The sequence below is a fragment of the Streptomyces sp. NPDC048370 genome (assembly GCF_043200825.1).
GTDB lineage: Bacteria > Actinomycetota > Actinomycetes > Streptomycetales > Streptomycetaceae > Streptomyces.
In genome coordinates this window covers 388,877-402,573 of the sequence record NZ_JBICYI010000001.1, presented here as the reverse complement: position 1 = coordinate 402,573, position 13,697 = coordinate 388,877, and the positions used below count along the sequence as shown (strand labels likewise).

Here is a 13,697-nt window from a genome sequence, read left to right as displayed (position 1 = left end):
GGCATGAGCGCACGACTGCGGGGGATCGCGAAGCAGACCGAGGAGATCGTCGAGGCGGGCCGCTACCGGGCCCCCGGCGGCCGGTCCGTCTCCATCGAGGAGGAGCTGAGCGCCGCACTGGCCGGAACCAGGCTGTACGGCCCCGAGCCCGTCCCCGTGACCCCCGCCACCGACCGCGCCACCGCGATCGAGGTCACCGACGAGAGCAGCCTGGTCGCCGCCCGCCGCCTGACCAGGGCGGATCCGGCCGGCCCGGTCGCCGTCCTGAACTTCGCCTCCGCCCGCAACCCGGGCGGCGGCTATCTGAACGGCGCCCAGGCCCAGGAGGAGGCGGTCTGCCGGGCCTCCGCCCTCTACACCACGCTCCTGCGCGCCCCCGAGTTCTACGCCCACCACCGGGCCGAGAAGGATGCCTTCTACACGGACCGGGTGATCCTCTCGCCCGGGGTCCCGGTCTTCCGCGACGACCGCGGCGGACTCCTCGACGAGCCGTTCACGGTCGGCTTCCTCACCTCGCCCGCCCCCAACGCGGGCGTCGTCCGGCGCCAGGCCCCGGAGCGGGCCGACCGGATCCCGGCCGCCCTCGCGTCCCGCGCCGCACGGGTCCTGGAGACCGCGGTCGCGGGCGGATACCGGCGGCTCGTCCTCGGCGCCTGGGGCTGCGGCGTCTTCCAGAACGATCCGGCCGAGGTCGCCGACGCGTTCCGGGCGCTGCTCACGGACGGCGGCCGGTTCGCCGGCCACTTCGACGAGATCGTCTTCGCGATCCTCGACCGCACGGCAGGCCGGACGACGCTCGGCGCGTTCCAGCGGGCTTTCGGCGCCTGAGCGGCCCGAGCCGCCCGATTTTCCCTGACATGCGGCGCCCGTACTCGCGTGCGAGGCTGAAAACGGCCCCAGCGTCCGAGTACCGCTGTCAGGAGGCACGATCGTGGGCAAGAAACAGACCCGGGTGAACAAGGGCGCCCGTACGGGTGGCCACGAACACAGGACCGAGGCGGCGGCGAAGGAACAGACACCGGCCGTGCGGGACACACCCCAGCCGATCATCGAGCACGTCTCCCACAAGAAGGAACGGAAGTTCGGCCACAACTGACCTTCCGCTCGCCATGACCGGGGCCCGGCGCCGTCACGGCACCGGGCCCGGCCACGTCGTACACGTACGGCTCCGCGCAACACCCGTACGCTCCGGTACGGCTCCGCGTACCCGCACTCTCCCGTACGGCTCCGCGTGCCCGTACGCTCCGGTACGGCTACTCCTCGTCGTCCCCGACCGGGATCGCCTCCGTCCGGGGAGCGGGCGGCACCGCCGCGCCGTCGGCCGAAGGCACCGCCGCCACGGCCCCCGGCTGAGCCCCCGGATTCATCGTCGACAGCAGCTGACGGGCGAGACCCAGACCCGTCCCGCCCATGGTCAAGGCCTTGGCGAACATCTCGCCCATCCCGTCCGCGCCGTTCAGCAGGACCATCTGGTCCACGTTGCCGAAGGCCGATGCCCCGGCCTCGACGATCTCCGGCCACTTCTCGGCCAGCTGCTGAGCGACCACGGCCTCCTGGTTCTCGGCCAGGGCCGCCGCCCGCGCCTTGATCGCCTCGGCCTCCGCGAGCCCCTTCGCCCGGGTCGCCTCGGCGACGGCGAGCCCCCGCGCCTGCTGGGCCGCCGCCTCCGCCTCACCCGTGAGCCGGGTCGCCGTCGCCCTCGCGGCGCTGGCGAGCTCGGTCTCCTTCGCCTCCGCCTGCGCCGCCGAGATCCGGGCGTCACGCTCGGCGTCGGCCCGGGTCCGCGTCTCGTACGCCTGCGCGTCCGCGGGCTTGCGGACGTCCGCCTGGAGCTGCTGCTCCTTGCGGTGCGCCTCCAGCTCGGCGACCCGCGTCTCCTGGACGACGACCTCCTGCCGTGCCCCGGCCTCGGCCAGCGGCCCGGCCTGCCGGGCCTTCGCGGACGCCTGGTCCCGCTCGGCCTGGTAGCCGGCCTGCAGGATCTCGCTGTCCCTGGTGGCCTCCGACATCCGTGCCGCGGCCTGCTGCTCGGCCTCCGTGGCCCGCCGGTTGGCCTCGGCCTGCGCGATCCGGGCATCGCGCTGGACCGCAGCCGCGTGCGGCGCGGCCAGGTTCTTGATGTACCCCGTCGGGTCCTCGATCTCGTGGATCTGCAGCGAGTCGACGATCAGACCGAGCTTCTCCATCTCCGTGCCACAGGCCGAACGCGCCTGCCCGGTCAGCTTCTCCCGGTCACGGATCATGTCCTCGACCGTCAACCCGCCGACGATGGCGCGGAGATGACCGGCGAAGACGATGTGCACCCGCTCCGACATCAGCTTCTGCTGGTCGAGGAAGCGGCGGGCGGCGTTGGCGATCGAGACGAAGTCGTCGCCCACCTTGAAGATCACCACACCACGGACCTTGAGCGGAATGCCCTGGTGGGTGACGCACTCCACCTGCAACTGCGTCTCGTTGAGATCGAGCGACAGCTTCCGGACGGCCTGGACGCCCGGCAGCACCAACGTGCCGCGACCGGTGACGATCCGGAAGCCCATGCCCTCGCCGAGCCCCTCCATCTTGTGGTTGGAACCGGAGATGATCAGCGCCTCGTTGGGTTCAGCGACGCGCCACATGAGTTTGAACAGTGCGATGAGAACGAGGACGGCGGCGACCACGCCGCCCGCCAGGATGCCGATGCCCATGGGCAGCTCCCCCTTCACCGGAGCCGTGCGGATCCGGTGAAGGGAGTGTGCGCCTCGACGGACGGGCGCTCAATGGATCGGTCAACTGTCGTACGCGGCTGTGACATACACGGTGCGTGGAGGCAGATGTTCCACGACCATCACGACCGTTCCGGGATGGATCCGCTCCTTGGCGTCGGCCGCGTAGGCGAGGAAGTGCTCGGCACCGCCCCGGATCCGGACGATCACCTCGCCGACGAGGCCGGGCCCGACGGTGCCGGTGACCCGGCCGAGCAAGCCCACCATCGAGACGTCGTCCATGACCACACGGTACGTCAGATCCAGCCCTCCAGGGCGGCCATGAACCCGTCGAAATCGTCGCGGTGAATGGTGTGTCCGGCGCCGACGACCGTACGGACGTCGAAGCCGCGCTCCTGGAGCATCCGCGCGTTCTCGGGGGAGACGAGGCGGCTCGGGTCGGCCAGGGCGACCAGCGAGGGCACCACGGCTTTCGCGGGCCACATGTCCCGGCCCGCGGAGTCCACGAGCCCGTGCGCCGCCCGCTCGTCCCAGAGGTTCAGCGTCTCGATCTCGAGGTCGAGATCCTGCTCCTCCCAGCCGGGGTTGAACATCGCGATGTGCTGACGGGTGAACGACTTGAACTGGGTGAACAGCTCCGCGTCGTACCCCGTCGGCCCGGCCGGCAGGTGCCAGACCGGGTCGACGTAGACCGCGCGACGCGGGGCGAGCCGCTCCACGGCGGCGGACAGGGTGAGACCGCCGAGCGAGTGGCCGAGGGCCAACTCGGCTCCGGTGGGCAGGGTTTCGACGAGATCGTCGGCGTAGTCCTCGGGGGTGTACCCCTCGGACCCGGCCGCCCGGCCGCTCGCGCCGTGGCCACGCAGATCCACCGCGATCACCCGGTAACCGCGCTCGGCCAGGGCCGGTCCGACCCTGCGCCAGGTGCGGTGGTCGGACATGATCCCGTGGATCAGGAGCGCGATCCGGTCACCGGATCCCCACGTACGGGTGTTCAGCAGCACGTCGAAGCCTCTCGCGGATCGGTCGTACGGAAGTACGGACAGCCCTAGGAGCCTACGGAACCGGCGCGGAACGCGGCGCGGTGGCCCGGTGCTTGGTGCTCGGGGTGTGCCCCGGCCCGGAACCCAAGCGCGTGGCGTGCTGCCCCGCCCCCCCCGCAGCTCAGCGCACGCTGCGGATCGGGCGAACGGCGAGCGCACCGAGGACCGACAGGACGGCCGCGATCAGGAAGAGGGCCGTGTATCCGCCGCTCAGCGAGACGATGAGCGAGGCGATGAAGGGGGCGACGATCTGCGGCCCCGCGTTCGCGACGTTGAGCACGCCCATGTCGCGGGCCGCGTCCTCCGCCTTCGGCAGCACCATCGTGACCAGGGCCGTGTCCACCGCCATGTAGCAGCCGAATCCAAGGCCGTTGACGGCGGAGAAGGCGAGCATCGCGGTCCAGCTCGACGAGAAGGCCGGGATGAGCAGCGCGACGGCGGCGAGCGCCGCGGAGGCGCCGACGAAGAGCTTGCGACGGTCGTAGCGGTCGGAGAGCCAGCCGCCGAGGACGGTCGAGACCACCATGGCGACGGAGTTGAGCGGCATCAGGATCGCCACCGCCTCCTCGGGGGAGAGCCCGGCCGGCAGATCGGTGTGGTCCTTGAGGATGTACAGCTGGAAGCCGGCGACCGCGAAGTACCCGAGGATGAGCAGCGCGCGGCCGATGAACGCCCAGCGGAAGTCGTGGTCCTTGAGCGCGCTGCCGAAGGCGGCGAGCTGCTGCTTCACGGGCAGGGGCGCCTTGGCGGGCATCCGCTCCTCGCGGGCGCAGGTGGTGAACAGGACGGCGGTGGCCGCCACGATCACGCCGAACACCAGGTACCCGGTGCGGTAGTTCTCCGAGAACGCGGCGCCGACAAGGGCGCCGATGGTGGAGCCGATCGGCAGGCCGAGCCCGACGGCGGCCGAGGCCTTGCCGCGCGCGGCGAGGGGGACCCGGTCGGGCACGACGGAGGTGATCGCGGCCTGGTAGACGTTCATGACGGCCTGGCCCAGACACCAGGCGATGAGCACGAGCAGGATCGTGTCCACGCTGCCGAGCAGGAACATCACCGGTATCGCGAGCAGACCGCCCGCCAGGATCCACGGGTTGCGGCGGCCCGAACGGTCCGAGAGCGCGCCGGCGACCGGGTTGAAGATCGTCGCGAAGATCGCGGAGACGCCGGAGATCAGACCGAAGTTGGCCACCTTGTTCGCCGGGTCGATGTCCTCGATCTGCGGCGCGAGCAGCAGTCCTGGCACGCCGACGTAGAGCGCGTACATCGCCGTGTTCCCGGCGAGGAGCAGAGGCAGCAGACCGCGGGTGGGCCGGGGGCCCGAGGGGGACTCGATTCCGGCGGCGCCGACTCCGGGGGTGCCGACTCCGGATTCGGAGGAGGAAAGGGCCACATTGCCCTCCTGGTGAAGATCGCCCGATACGGGGGCGAGGAGCGGAAGATTCGATAGGGTTACACGTGTCAGTGACACGCGTCAGCACTGTGTAGCACTCGAATCCGGCCATCCGCCAGACCTCGGGCCGGATTGTTCTGGAAAGATGCCGGAGCGATGAGCCAGTCACCCAAACAGTCCGCCGAACGCCCCGTCCCGACGAGCGCCGATGTGGCGCGGCTCGCGGGCGTGTCCAGAGCGACCGTCTCGTACGTCCTGAACAACACCGCGGCCGTACGCATCAGCGAGCCGACCCGGCAGCGGGTCAGGGACGCGGCCGAGGAGCTGGGGTACGTCCCGCACGCCGCCGCGCGCAGCCTGCGCGCCGGTCACAGCCGGATGGTCCTGCTGCCCACCGCGCACGTGCCGATCGGCCCGCTCTACAGCCAGTTCTTCAACGAGCTGCAGTGGGCCCTGCGCCGCCTCGACTACACCGTCGTGCAGTACGGCAGCCTCGGGCTCGAAGGGGACGAGGCCGCGCGCGCCTGGGCGGAGCTCCGTCCCGTCGCGGTGGTCTCGCTGGGCGAGGTCCAGCTCTCGCCGACCGGCGTGGAGATCCTCAAGCGCTCCGGGGCCAAGGCCGTCATCACCGTCGGCCCGCACCGGGTCGAGGGCGCGCACGCCCTGGTCATGGACCAGGGGCGGGTGGGGCGGGTGGCCGCCGAGCACCTGGTGGAGCGGGGGCGGCGCCGGATCGGCGTGGTGGTCCCCGAGGAGCCGGGCCTGGAGATGTTCTCCGGGCCCCGACTCGACGGCGCCCGCCAGGCGGTGGCGGGGACCGACGCCACCGTCGTACCGCTGCCGCTGCGGTACGAGGAGGAGGCGGCGAACGAGCTCGCCGGACGCTGGCGCGACCTGGGCCTCGACGCGGTGTTCGCGTACAACGACGAGTACGCGATGCTGCTGATGCGCGCGCTGCAGGACGCGGGGATCGACGTCCCCGGGGACACGGCGGTCGTCGGCTCGGACGATCTGCTGCTCGGGCGGCTGCTGCGGCCCCGGCTGACGACCGTGGAGATCGACATGGTGATCGGCCGGCACCTGGCCGAGCTGGTCGACAGCGCGGTCCGCGACCCCGACGCGACGCCGGGTGCGCAGGAGCTGATGGCCTCGCGGGTGATCCCCCGGGAGTCCAGCTGAGCGAGGGGCGGCGGCCGGGCCGGTCGTGGCGGGCGCCCGGGGGCGAAGCGGCTTAGCGTCGAAGCATGAGCACACTTCCGCGGCGTTACGAGATCCTGCTCGTTCCCGAGCACGTGGAGGACCGGGGCGGCGCGTCCGTGGAGGACAGCGCGGTCCGGTCGGCGGTCGTGGAGGCCACGGGCCGGACGGGTTCGTCGGGCTACCCGCGCTACGAGGGCCACGGCCTCGCCGCCGACATCGACCCGGAGACCCGCACGGTCGAGGCGCTCCTGGTCGACGGCCGTGAACTGGACTACGGGCTGACCGCGCTGGTCCGCACGGCGCCGGGGGCCTGAGCGGCGGCGTCGTCGACGGCGTCCCTCCGGGCGCGTCCTGGGCGTCGCCGCGCTGCCCGTGGCCCTGCCCTGGCTGGGGCCTCGATGCGTCGCCGCGCCGTCGTGACCCGGGCCGGGGCCTCGACGCGGCGCCCCCGACCGGATCCGTTCACCCGCCACGTAACGCCGTCGGCACCGTTGACAGGAACCTCCGCCCGGCGGAGACTCGGCGCGCACGTCAACGAAGGAAAATTCACCAGGCGAACGAACGTGAGGACGGGCAGTCGGCGAGTCGGCCGCATCCGACCGTCCGAAGGCTCCGAAGGTCACGTGGGAGAGAACCGATGAGCATCCGCGACGTCTACATCGTCGACGCCGTCCGCACCCCGATCGGCAGGTTCGGAGGCGCGCTCTCCGCCGTACGCCCCGACGACCTCGCCGCCCACGTGGTCAGGTCGCTCGTGGACCGCGTGCCCGCGCTCGACCCCGCCCGGATCGACGACGTCTACTTCGGCGACGCCAACGGCGCGGGCGAGGACAACCGCGACGTGGCCCGCATGGCCGTCCTGCTCGCCGGCCTCCCCACCTCCGTCCCCGGCGTCACCGTCAACCGCCTCTGCGGCTCCGGCCTGGAGGCGGTGATCCAGGCCGCGCGCGCCATCGCGGTCGGCGACGCCTCCGTGGCGATCGCGGGCGGCGTCGAGTCGATGTCCCGCGCGCCCTGGGTGCTGCAGAAGCCCGAACGCGCCTTCCCGGCCGGCCACCAGCAGCTGCACTCCACGACCCTGGGCTGGCGCATGACCAACCCGAGGATGCCCGCCGGGTGGACCGTCTCGCTCGGCGAGGGCGCGGAGCTCGTCGCCGACAAACACGGCCTCACCCGTGAGCAGCAGGACGCGTTCGCCCTGGCCAGCCACCGCAAGGCCGCGGAGGCGTGGGGCAAGGGGCTGTACGACGGGGAGGTCGTGCCGTACCCGGGGGCGGAGTTGACCCGTGACGAGTGCATCCGCGACACCACCTCCATGGAGGCCCTCGCCAAGCTGAAGCCCTCCTTCCGGAGCGAGGGAGGCACGGTCACGGCAGGCAACGCCTCGCCGCTCAACGACGGCGCCGCGGCCCTGCTCCTGGTCGACGAGGAGGGCCTGCGGGAGACCGGTCGCGAGCCGCTCGCCCGGATCCGCGCCTCCGCCGTCACCGGCATCGAGCCGCAGCTCTTCGGGCTCGGGCCCGTGGAGGCGGTCCGGCGCGCGCTGGAGAAGGCGGGCCGCTCCTTCGCCGACCTCACGACCTTCGAGCTGAACGAGGCGTTCGCCGCCCAGTCCCTCGGCTGTCTCGCGGAGTGGCCGGAACTTGATCCCGAGATCGTCAACCCGCGCGGCGGCGCCATCGCCGTCGGGCACCCGCTGGGCGCCTCGGGCGCGCGTCTCGCGGGCGCGGTGGCCCACCAGCTGGCGGCGGCCGGTTCGGGAACGGGACTCGCGGCCCTGTGCATCGGCGTCGGCCAGGGCCTGGCACTCGTCCTGGAGCGCTGACCGACGGAGCGGGGGGGGGGGGGGGGGGGGCCCGCGCCCCCCCCCCCCCCCGCGCGGGCGGCGCCCGGGGGGGGGGGGGGGGGGCGGCGCGGGGGCGTGGGGCCCCCCGCGCGCGTGGGGGGGGGCGCGGGGCGCCGGGCACCGGGAGGGCCGCCCGGCCCCGCCCCGGGCGGCCGGGCGGGCGCATCGCCAGCGCGGGGGGGGGGGGGGGGGGGGCGGGGGGGGGGGGGGGGGCGGGGGGGGGGGGGCGCCCCCCCCCCCCCCCCCCCCCCCCCCCCCCCCCCCGACTGCTCGTACTACTGCTGCGGCTGCTGCTTCGCGCCCTCGATGGACTTGCGCACCTCGTCCATGTCGAGCTTGCGCGCCTGCCCGATGACGTCCTCCAGGGCGGCCTCCGGCAGCGCCCCGGGCTGGGCGAACACGGCCACGTTGTCGCGGACGATCATCAGCGTCGGGATCGAGCGGATCTCGAACGCGGCGGCCAGCTCCTGCTGCGCCTCGGTGTCCACCTTGGCGAAGACGAGGTCCTCGTGCCGCTCGGAAGCGGCCTCGAAGACCGGCGCGAACTGGCGGCACGGACCACACCAGGAAGCCCAGAAGTCGATCAGAAGGAAGTCGTTCTCACTCACGATCTGGTCGAAGTTGTCCTTGGTGAGCTCGACAGTGCTCATGTTTGCTACCTCTCCGGGTCTCCTGGCGGGTGTCCTTCACGGTCCCCTGGGGACTCGCCCCGCACAACCGCGTATCGAGCCGCGCTATTCCGCGCCGCCCCGCGTGTGCACATCGGCCGTCCCACGGGTGCACCGTGCGGGTTCCGCGCGTGCAGGCCACACCTTCCCCTGTGGCCACCGCGTACACCTGCCACCAGACTGGGCCCCATGACACACGAGGTGGAGCACGAGTACGACGTGGTGGTGCTGGGCGCGGGACCGGTGGGCGAGAACGTGGTGGACCGGGCCAGGGCCGCGGGTCTGAGCGTCGCGGTGGTGGAGGGCGAACTGGTCGGCGGCGAGTGCTCGTACTGGGCCTGCATGCCGAGCAAGGCGCTGCTCCGTCCGGCCATCGCCCGCTCGGACGCCCGCAAGGTCCCCGGGCTGCGGCAGCTGGTCGAGGGCCCGTTGGACGCGGCGGCGGTGCTCGCCCACCGCGACTACTACGTCTCCGACTGGAAGGACGACGGCGCCGTCGACTGGCTCGAGTCCACCGGAGCCCGTCTCTACCGGGGCCACGGCCGGCTGAACGGCGAGCGGAAGGTCACCGTCGAGGGGCCCGAGGGCGACCGCCATCTCCTCACCGCCCGCCACGCCGTCGCCGTCTGCACCGGCAGCCGCGCCGCACTGCCCGACCTGCCGGGGCTGACCGGCGCCAGGCCCTGGACCAGCCGCGAGGCGACCAGCTCCAAGCACGTCCCCGGCCGGCTGATCGTGGTCGGTGGGGGAGTGGTCGCGGCGGAGATGGCGACCGCCTGGCAGGCGCTCGGCTCCCGCGTGACCGTCCTGGTGCGCGGCAAGGGGCTGCTGCCCCGCATGGAGCCCTTCGTCGGCGACCACGTCGCCGACGCGCTCACCGAGGGCGGCGCCGACGTCCGTACGGGAGTGTCCGTCGCCGCGGTCGTACGCGACGGGGGCACCGGGCCGGTCACCGTGGTGCTCGAGGGCGGCGACCGGATCGAGGGCGACGAGGTCCTCTTCGCGACCGGGCGCACCCCGCGCACCGAGGACATCGGCCTGGAGACCGTCGGCCTGGAGCCCGGCTCCTGGCTCCCGGTGGACGACACCCTCCGGGTCGAGGGAAGCGACTGGCTCTACGCCGTGGGAGACGTCAACCACCGGGCGTTGATGACCCATCAGGGCAAGTACCAGGCCCGGATCGCCGGAGCGGCCATCGCCGCCCGCGCCTCCGGCGCCTCACTCGGGGAGTCCGAGCGCTGGGCCGCGCACACGGCCACCGCCGACCACACCGCCGTGCCGCAGGTCGTCTTCACCGACCCCGAGGCCGCGTCCGTCGGGCTCTCGCTCGCCGAGGCCGAGCGCGCCGGGCACCGGGTCCGCGCCGTCGACCTGGACCTCACCTCCGTTGCGGGCGCCGGTCTCTACGCCGACGGATACCGGGGCCACGCACGGATGGTCGTCGACCTGGACCGTGAGATCGTCCTCGGCGTCACCTTCGTCGGGCCGGGTATCGGGGAACTCGTCCACTCGGCGACCGTCGCCGTCGTCGGAGAGGTTCCGATCGCCCGGCTCTGGCACGCCGTCCCTTCCTATCCGACCCTGAGCGAGGCCTGGTTGCGGCTCCTTGAGGCGTACCGGGACGGTGCGGGAACGGCATGAGCCCCGGGGCCCCCGACCTCACGAACGACTACGACGGTCCCTGCGCGGTCTGCGGGGCCGTCGTGCCGGCCGGGACGGGGGTCCTCCGGCACGGCCACGGCCCGGGGGACGGCTGGCAGGTCTTCCACCCGGGGCACGTGCCCGAGCCGGCGCCGCCGGCCCGGCAGAACCTGCCGGGCTGGCACCACCGCCGCCTCTTGGCGGTGGACATCGTGTCCACCGGCTACCGGACGGCCGTGGATCGGATCCTTTCCGCGTCGGTGCGGGGGAGCGAGGGGTATATCGGAGATTGGATCATGGATATTGGATCCAATCTCCCTTCGCCGGTATCCGACGAGGCGCCGGCTCTCGCCGCCGCCGTCGAGCGGTCCCGCTCCGAGGGCCTCCCCGCACCCCGCGCCCTCGACGACCTCGCGACCGTCCTCACCGAGCACCTCGCCTCGCACGAGGTGCTCGTCGTGTGGTTCTCCCCGTACGTCCTGAGCACCCTCCACGCCGAACTCCTGCGCCATGGCCTGGCCCCGCTGACCGAGCGGCTCCCGCAGGGTGTCGCCCCGATCTGCGACCCCCTGGTCCTGGACCGCCACGCCGACCGCTACCGCCCCGGCCGCCGCTCCCTCCGAGCCGTGGCGGAGTGGTACGGCGTACCGCACGCCCACCCCGGAGAGGCGGCGTCGGACGCCGAGGCGGCTCTCGCCCTCGCCCAGGTGATCGCGGACTCGTACCCCGCGCTGGCCAAGCTGTCCCGGCCCGCGCTCCACACCGAGCAGATCCGCTGGTACGCCGACCAGATGCGCCGCCACCCCGACGCCCCGGCCTGGCCCTTCACCGCCGCCACCCCCGAACCCTGGCAGCCCCCAGGGGGCGGGCCCGCGCGCTGAGCGCGCTCAGCCGCGCGGCACCAGGAGTCCCGCCGCCGACCGTGCCGCGTCGAGCGCCCGGCGGGCGTCCGCGCCGGACTCGTGGCCGAGGACCACACGGGTGCTGAGGCCGTCGAGAAGCGCGAGGAGCTCGGAGGCGCGCGCGGTGACCTCGTCCGTGTCCATCGGTGCGAAGCGAGACCCGGTCACGCCCTTGGTGAGCAGGGCCTCCAGGTCCTCCTGCCAGCCCCGGTCGAGCTCCCGCTGGGCCTCGCGCAGCGCCTCGTTCGCCGGGATGCGCGCCCAGAGTTCGATCCAGAGCATCCACCGGGGATCGCGCGGACCGTGCGGCAGATAGAGCCGCAGGAACAGGTCGAGCTTGCGCTCCGCCGTCAGGCGACGGGCCAGCAGTGCCCGGCGCTCCTCGGCGAGAGCCGCCTCGCTCCAGCGCAGTACGGCCAGCAGCAGCAGGTCCTTGCTGCCGAAGTAGTAGAGGATGTGGCCGCCGCTCGTGCCGAGCCGTTCGGCCAGCGCCGACATGGTGAGCGCCGCGAGGCCGTCCTCCGCGATGGCCGCCATGGCCTCTTCGAGCATCCGCTCCTGGGTGATGTGCCCGTCGCGCCGTCGTGCTGCCCCTGCCACCCGTTCCGCCTCCGTCCCCGTGACCCCGACAGGTCACGACTTTAACCGCCGGTCCCCGAGGTCTTGACGCGGCCGTCACCTTTCGCACATCTTGAACCCTGTTCTAAATTCTAGAACGCCATTCAAAGTCTGGGAGTGGGCATGCTGCACCAGGACAGAGTGCCGGACACCGGCCGTGACGAGGCCCGCCGAGGCGCGGCCCGCAGTGAAGAGGTCCGCCCGGACGGGGCCTCCTTCCATGACGAGGTCTTCCAGGTCGAAGGCCACGGCATCGACCCCATCCCCGACACCGAGCGCCACGGCGGCGCCAAGGACCTCTTCTGGCTCTGGTTCGGCTCCAACCTCACCTTCACCTACGTGATCAACGGCGCCCTCGCCGTCGCCTTCGGCCTCTCCTTCTGGCAGGCCACCGCCGTCGTCGTCATCGGCGGACTCTCGTTCTTCGCGATCAGCGCCGCAGGACTCGGCGGCGTCCGCACCGGCACCGCCACCCTCGTCATCTCCCGCGCCGCCTTCGGCGTGCGCGGAAACTGGCCCGCCGGACTGCTGAACTGGATCGTCAGCATCGGCTACACCATCGTCAACACCGTCGTCGGCACCCTCGCCCTCGAAGCCCTCTTCGCCGACCTCGGCTGGGCCGGCGGCCACACCCCGCGCGCCGTCGCCCTGCTCGTCACCCTCACGATGACCTTCGCCGTCGCCCTGTGGGGCCACGCCACCGTCCAGTTCGCCGAGCGCTGGATGGCCTACGCCCTCGCCCTCGGCTTCGCCGCCCTGCTCGTCTTCGTCCTGCCCGGCGCCGACACAGCGGCCACCCCCGCCGACGGCCCCGGCGCCTCCGCCTGGAGCCTCGCCTTCGTCGTCGTGCTCGCGGGCCCCATCTCGTACGTCCCGATGCCCGCCGACTACACCCGCTACCTGCCGCGCGCCACCTCCCTCAAGGCCCTCACCTGGAGCGGCGCGCTCGGCGGCTTCCTCTCCTCCGTCGCCCTCGGCGTGGCCGGAGTCGCCGCCGCGACGCAGACCGACATGACGGACGCGGTCGCCGGCGCCGAAGGGCTGCTCCCCGGCTGGTTCCAGCCGCTCTTCCTCGCCCTGGTCCTCGGCGGATCGGTCACCAACTCGATCATCACTCTCTACTCCTCCAGCCTGAACCTCCAGGTCCTCGGCATCCCCTGGAGCCGCGCCCGCGCCATCGTCGTCAGCGCCGCCGTCACCGCCCTCGGCTCGCTCGGCGCCCTCTTCCTCACCGACTTCACCACCTCGCTGCTCGCCTTCCTCTCCCTCCTGATCATCGTCTTCGCCCCCTGGGGCGGCGTCTTCCTCGCCGACATGGTGCTGCGCCGCTGCGCCTACGACTCCGCCGCCCTGCACGCCGGAGAGCACGGCGCGTACTGGTACCGCTCCGGCTGGCACCCCGCCGGCCTCACGGCCCTGCTCGCCGGCATGGTCTTCGCGGCGCTGACCTGCGACTCCGCGCTCTGGACCGGCCCCCTCGTCGCCCCGCTCGGCGGCGCCGACCTCACCCTCCTCGGAGCCGTCGTGTCCGCGCTCGTGTACGCCGCCCTCGCGCGCCGCACCGCCACCCCGTACGGCCGTGACTCCTGAAGGCCCTGAAGGCCCTGAAGGCCCTGAAGGGCCCGAAGCCCCCGACGCGTCCCGACGTGCCGACAGCGCGGCCCAAGGCCCGGAATCCGACTCAACA

At 72.9% G+C, this 13,697-nt stretch carries 14 protein-coding genes; 8 read left to right on the top strand and 6 right to left on the bottom strand.

Translation table 11 applies throughout. The features are described 5' to 3' along the window. The first annotated feature begins 3 nt into the window (after positions 1-3). Complete coding sequence (locus ACGFYP_RS01705; protein WP_393485283.1) at positions 4-828, top strand: TIGR02452 family protein; 825 nt, start codon at positions 4-6, stop codon at positions 826-828. A gap of 103 nt (positions 829-931) precedes the next feature. Then, positions 932-1,096, top strand: coding sequence for a hypothetical protein (locus ACGFYP_RS01700; RefSeq protein ID WP_361967458.1), 165 nt, complete (start codon positions 932-934; stop codon positions 1,094-1,096). Between the two features lie 157 nt (positions 1,097-1,253). Here the strand turns inward: ACGFYP_RS01700 and ACGFYP_RS01695 are convergent, their stop codons facing one another. The 4 genes from ACGFYP_RS01695 to ACGFYP_RS01680 all read right to left on the bottom strand — a co-directional run bounded on the left by ACGFYP_RS01695 (position 1,254) and on the right by ACGFYP_RS01680 (position 5,135). Next, positions 1,254-2,684, bottom strand: a complete 1,431-nt coding sequence (locus ACGFYP_RS01695; protein WP_361967459.1) for an SPFH domain-containing protein — start codon at positions 2,682-2,684, stop codon at positions 1,254-1,256. Positions 2,685-2,765: 81 nt separating this feature from the next. Next, positions 2,766-2,984 carry a hypothetical protein gene (locus ACGFYP_RS01690; protein WP_361967461.1) on the bottom strand — a complete coding sequence of 73 codons (219 nt, stop codon included), beginning with the start codon at positions 2,982-2,984 and terminating at the stop codon, positions 2,766-2,768. A gap of 14 nt (positions 2,985-2,998) precedes the next feature. Continuing rightward, a complete protein-coding gene (locus tag ACGFYP_RS01685; RefSeq protein ID WP_393485282.1) occupies positions 2,999-3,706 on the bottom strand; it encodes an alpha/beta fold hydrolase in 708 nt (235 codons plus the stop codon). 160 nt (positions 3,707-3,866) lie between these two features. Continuing rightward, positions 3,867-5,135 (bottom strand): MFS transporter, encoded by a 1,269-nt coding sequence (locus tag ACGFYP_RS01680; RefSeq protein WP_393485281.1) that lies wholly within the window; start codon positions 5,133-5,135, stop codon positions 3,867-3,869. Positions 5,136-5,291: 156 nt separating this feature from the next. Here ACGFYP_RS01680 and ACGFYP_RS01675 point away from each other — a divergent pair, with 156 nt between their 5' ends. The 3 genes from ACGFYP_RS01675 to ACGFYP_RS01665 all read left to right on the top strand — a co-directional run bounded on the left by ACGFYP_RS01675 (position 5,292) and on the right by ACGFYP_RS01665 (position 8,160). Continuing rightward, the gene (locus ACGFYP_RS01675; protein WP_393485280.1) at positions 5,292-6,314 is read left to right on the top strand and encodes a LacI family DNA-binding transcriptional regulator; all 1,023 of its coding nucleotides are present in this window, start codon (positions 5,292-5,294) and stop codon (positions 6,312-6,314) included. A gap of 65 nt (positions 6,315-6,379) precedes the next feature. Continuing rightward, positions 6,380-6,649, top strand: coding sequence for a hypothetical protein (locus ACGFYP_RS01670; RefSeq protein ID WP_393485279.1), 270 nt, complete (start codon positions 6,380-6,382; stop codon positions 6,647-6,649). Between the two features lie 323 nt (positions 6,650-6,972). Continuing rightward, positions 6,973-8,160 carry a thiolase family protein gene (locus ACGFYP_RS01665; protein WP_393485278.1) on the top strand — a complete coding sequence of 396 codons (1,188 nt, stop codon included), beginning with the start codon at positions 6,973-6,975 and terminating at the stop codon, positions 8,158-8,160. Between the two features lie 296 nt (positions 8,161-8,456). On the opposite strand, the gene trxA is transcribed toward ACGFYP_RS01665, so the two are convergent. Next, a complete protein-coding gene (gene trxA, locus ACGFYP_RS01660) occupies positions 8,457-8,831 on the bottom strand; it encodes a thioredoxin (RefSeq protein WP_393485277.1) in 375 nt (124 codons plus the stop codon). A gap of 207 nt (positions 8,832-9,038) precedes the next feature. On the opposite strand from trxA, the gene ACGFYP_RS01655 reads away from it, so the two are divergent. Beyond that, complete coding sequence (locus ACGFYP_RS01655; RefSeq protein ID WP_393485276.1) at positions 9,039-10,490, top strand: dihydrolipoyl dehydrogenase family protein; 1,452 nt, start codon at positions 9,039-9,041, stop codon at positions 10,488-10,490. After that, positions 10,487-11,371 carry a hypothetical protein gene (locus ACGFYP_RS01650; protein ID WP_393485275.1) on the top strand — a complete coding sequence of 295 codons (885 nt, stop codon included), beginning with the start codon at positions 10,487-10,489 and terminating at the stop codon, positions 11,369-11,371. The genes ACGFYP_RS01655 and ACGFYP_RS01650 overlap by 4 nt, the downstream gene beginning before the upstream one ends. A 6-nt stretch (positions 11,372-11,377) precedes the next feature. On the opposite strand, the gene ACGFYP_RS01645 is transcribed toward ACGFYP_RS01650, so the two are convergent. After that, positions 11,378-11,992, bottom strand: coding sequence for a TetR/AcrR family transcriptional regulator (locus ACGFYP_RS01645; RefSeq protein ID WP_393485274.1), 615 nt, complete (start codon positions 11,990-11,992; stop codon positions 11,378-11,380). Positions 11,993-12,133: 141 nt separating this feature from the next. On the opposite strand from ACGFYP_RS01645, the gene ACGFYP_RS01640 reads away from it, so the two are divergent. Further along, a complete protein-coding gene (locus ACGFYP_RS01640; RefSeq protein WP_393485273.1) occupies positions 12,134-13,600 on the top strand; it encodes a purine-cytosine permease family protein in 1,467 nt (488 codons plus the stop codon). Positions 13,601-13,697: the final 97 nt, after the last annotated feature.

What these genes read in the sequence shown, in the direction of transcription:
- ACGFYP_RS01705 (WP_393485283.1), top strand. Translation starts at nt 4, where the DNA reads ATGAGCGCACGACTGCGGGGGATCGCGAAGCAGACCGAGGAGATCGTC.
- ACGFYP_RS01695 (WP_361967459.1), bottom strand. Translation starts at nt 2,684, where the DNA reads ATGGGCATCGGCATCCTGGCGGGCGGCGTGGTCGCCGCCGTCCTCGTT.
- ACGFYP_RS01690 (WP_361967461.1), bottom strand. Translation starts at nt 2,984, where the DNA reads ATGGACGACGTCTCGATGGTGGGCTTGCTCGGCCGGGTCACCGGCACC.
- ACGFYP_RS01675 (WP_393485280.1), top strand. Translation starts at nt 5,292, where the DNA reads ATGAGCCAGTCACCCAAACAGTCCGCCGAACGCCCCGTCCCGACGAGC.
- ACGFYP_RS01670 (WP_393485279.1), top strand. Translation starts at nt 6,380, where the DNA reads ATGAGCACACTTCCGCGGCGTTACGAGATCCTGCTCGTTCCCGAGCAC.
- ACGFYP_RS01665 (WP_393485278.1), top strand. Translation starts at nt 6,973, where the DNA reads ATGAGCATCCGCGACGTCTACATCGTCGACGCCGTCCGCACCCCGATC.
- trxA (WP_393485277.1), bottom strand. Translation starts at nt 8,831, where the DNA reads ATGAGCACTGTCGAGCTCACCAAGGACAACTTCGACCAGATCGTGAGT.
- ACGFYP_RS01655 (WP_393485276.1), top strand. Translation starts at nt 9,039, where the DNA reads ATGACACACGAGGTGGAGCACGAGTACGACGTGGTGGTGCTGGGCGCG.
- ACGFYP_RS01650 (WP_393485275.1), top strand. Translation starts at nt 10,487, where the DNA reads ATGAGCCCCGGGGCCCCCGACCTCACGAACGACTACGACGGTCCCTGC.
- ACGFYP_RS01640 (WP_393485273.1), top strand. Translation starts at nt 12,134, where the DNA reads ATGCTGCACCAGGACAGAGTGCCGGACACCGGCCGTGACGAGGCCCGC.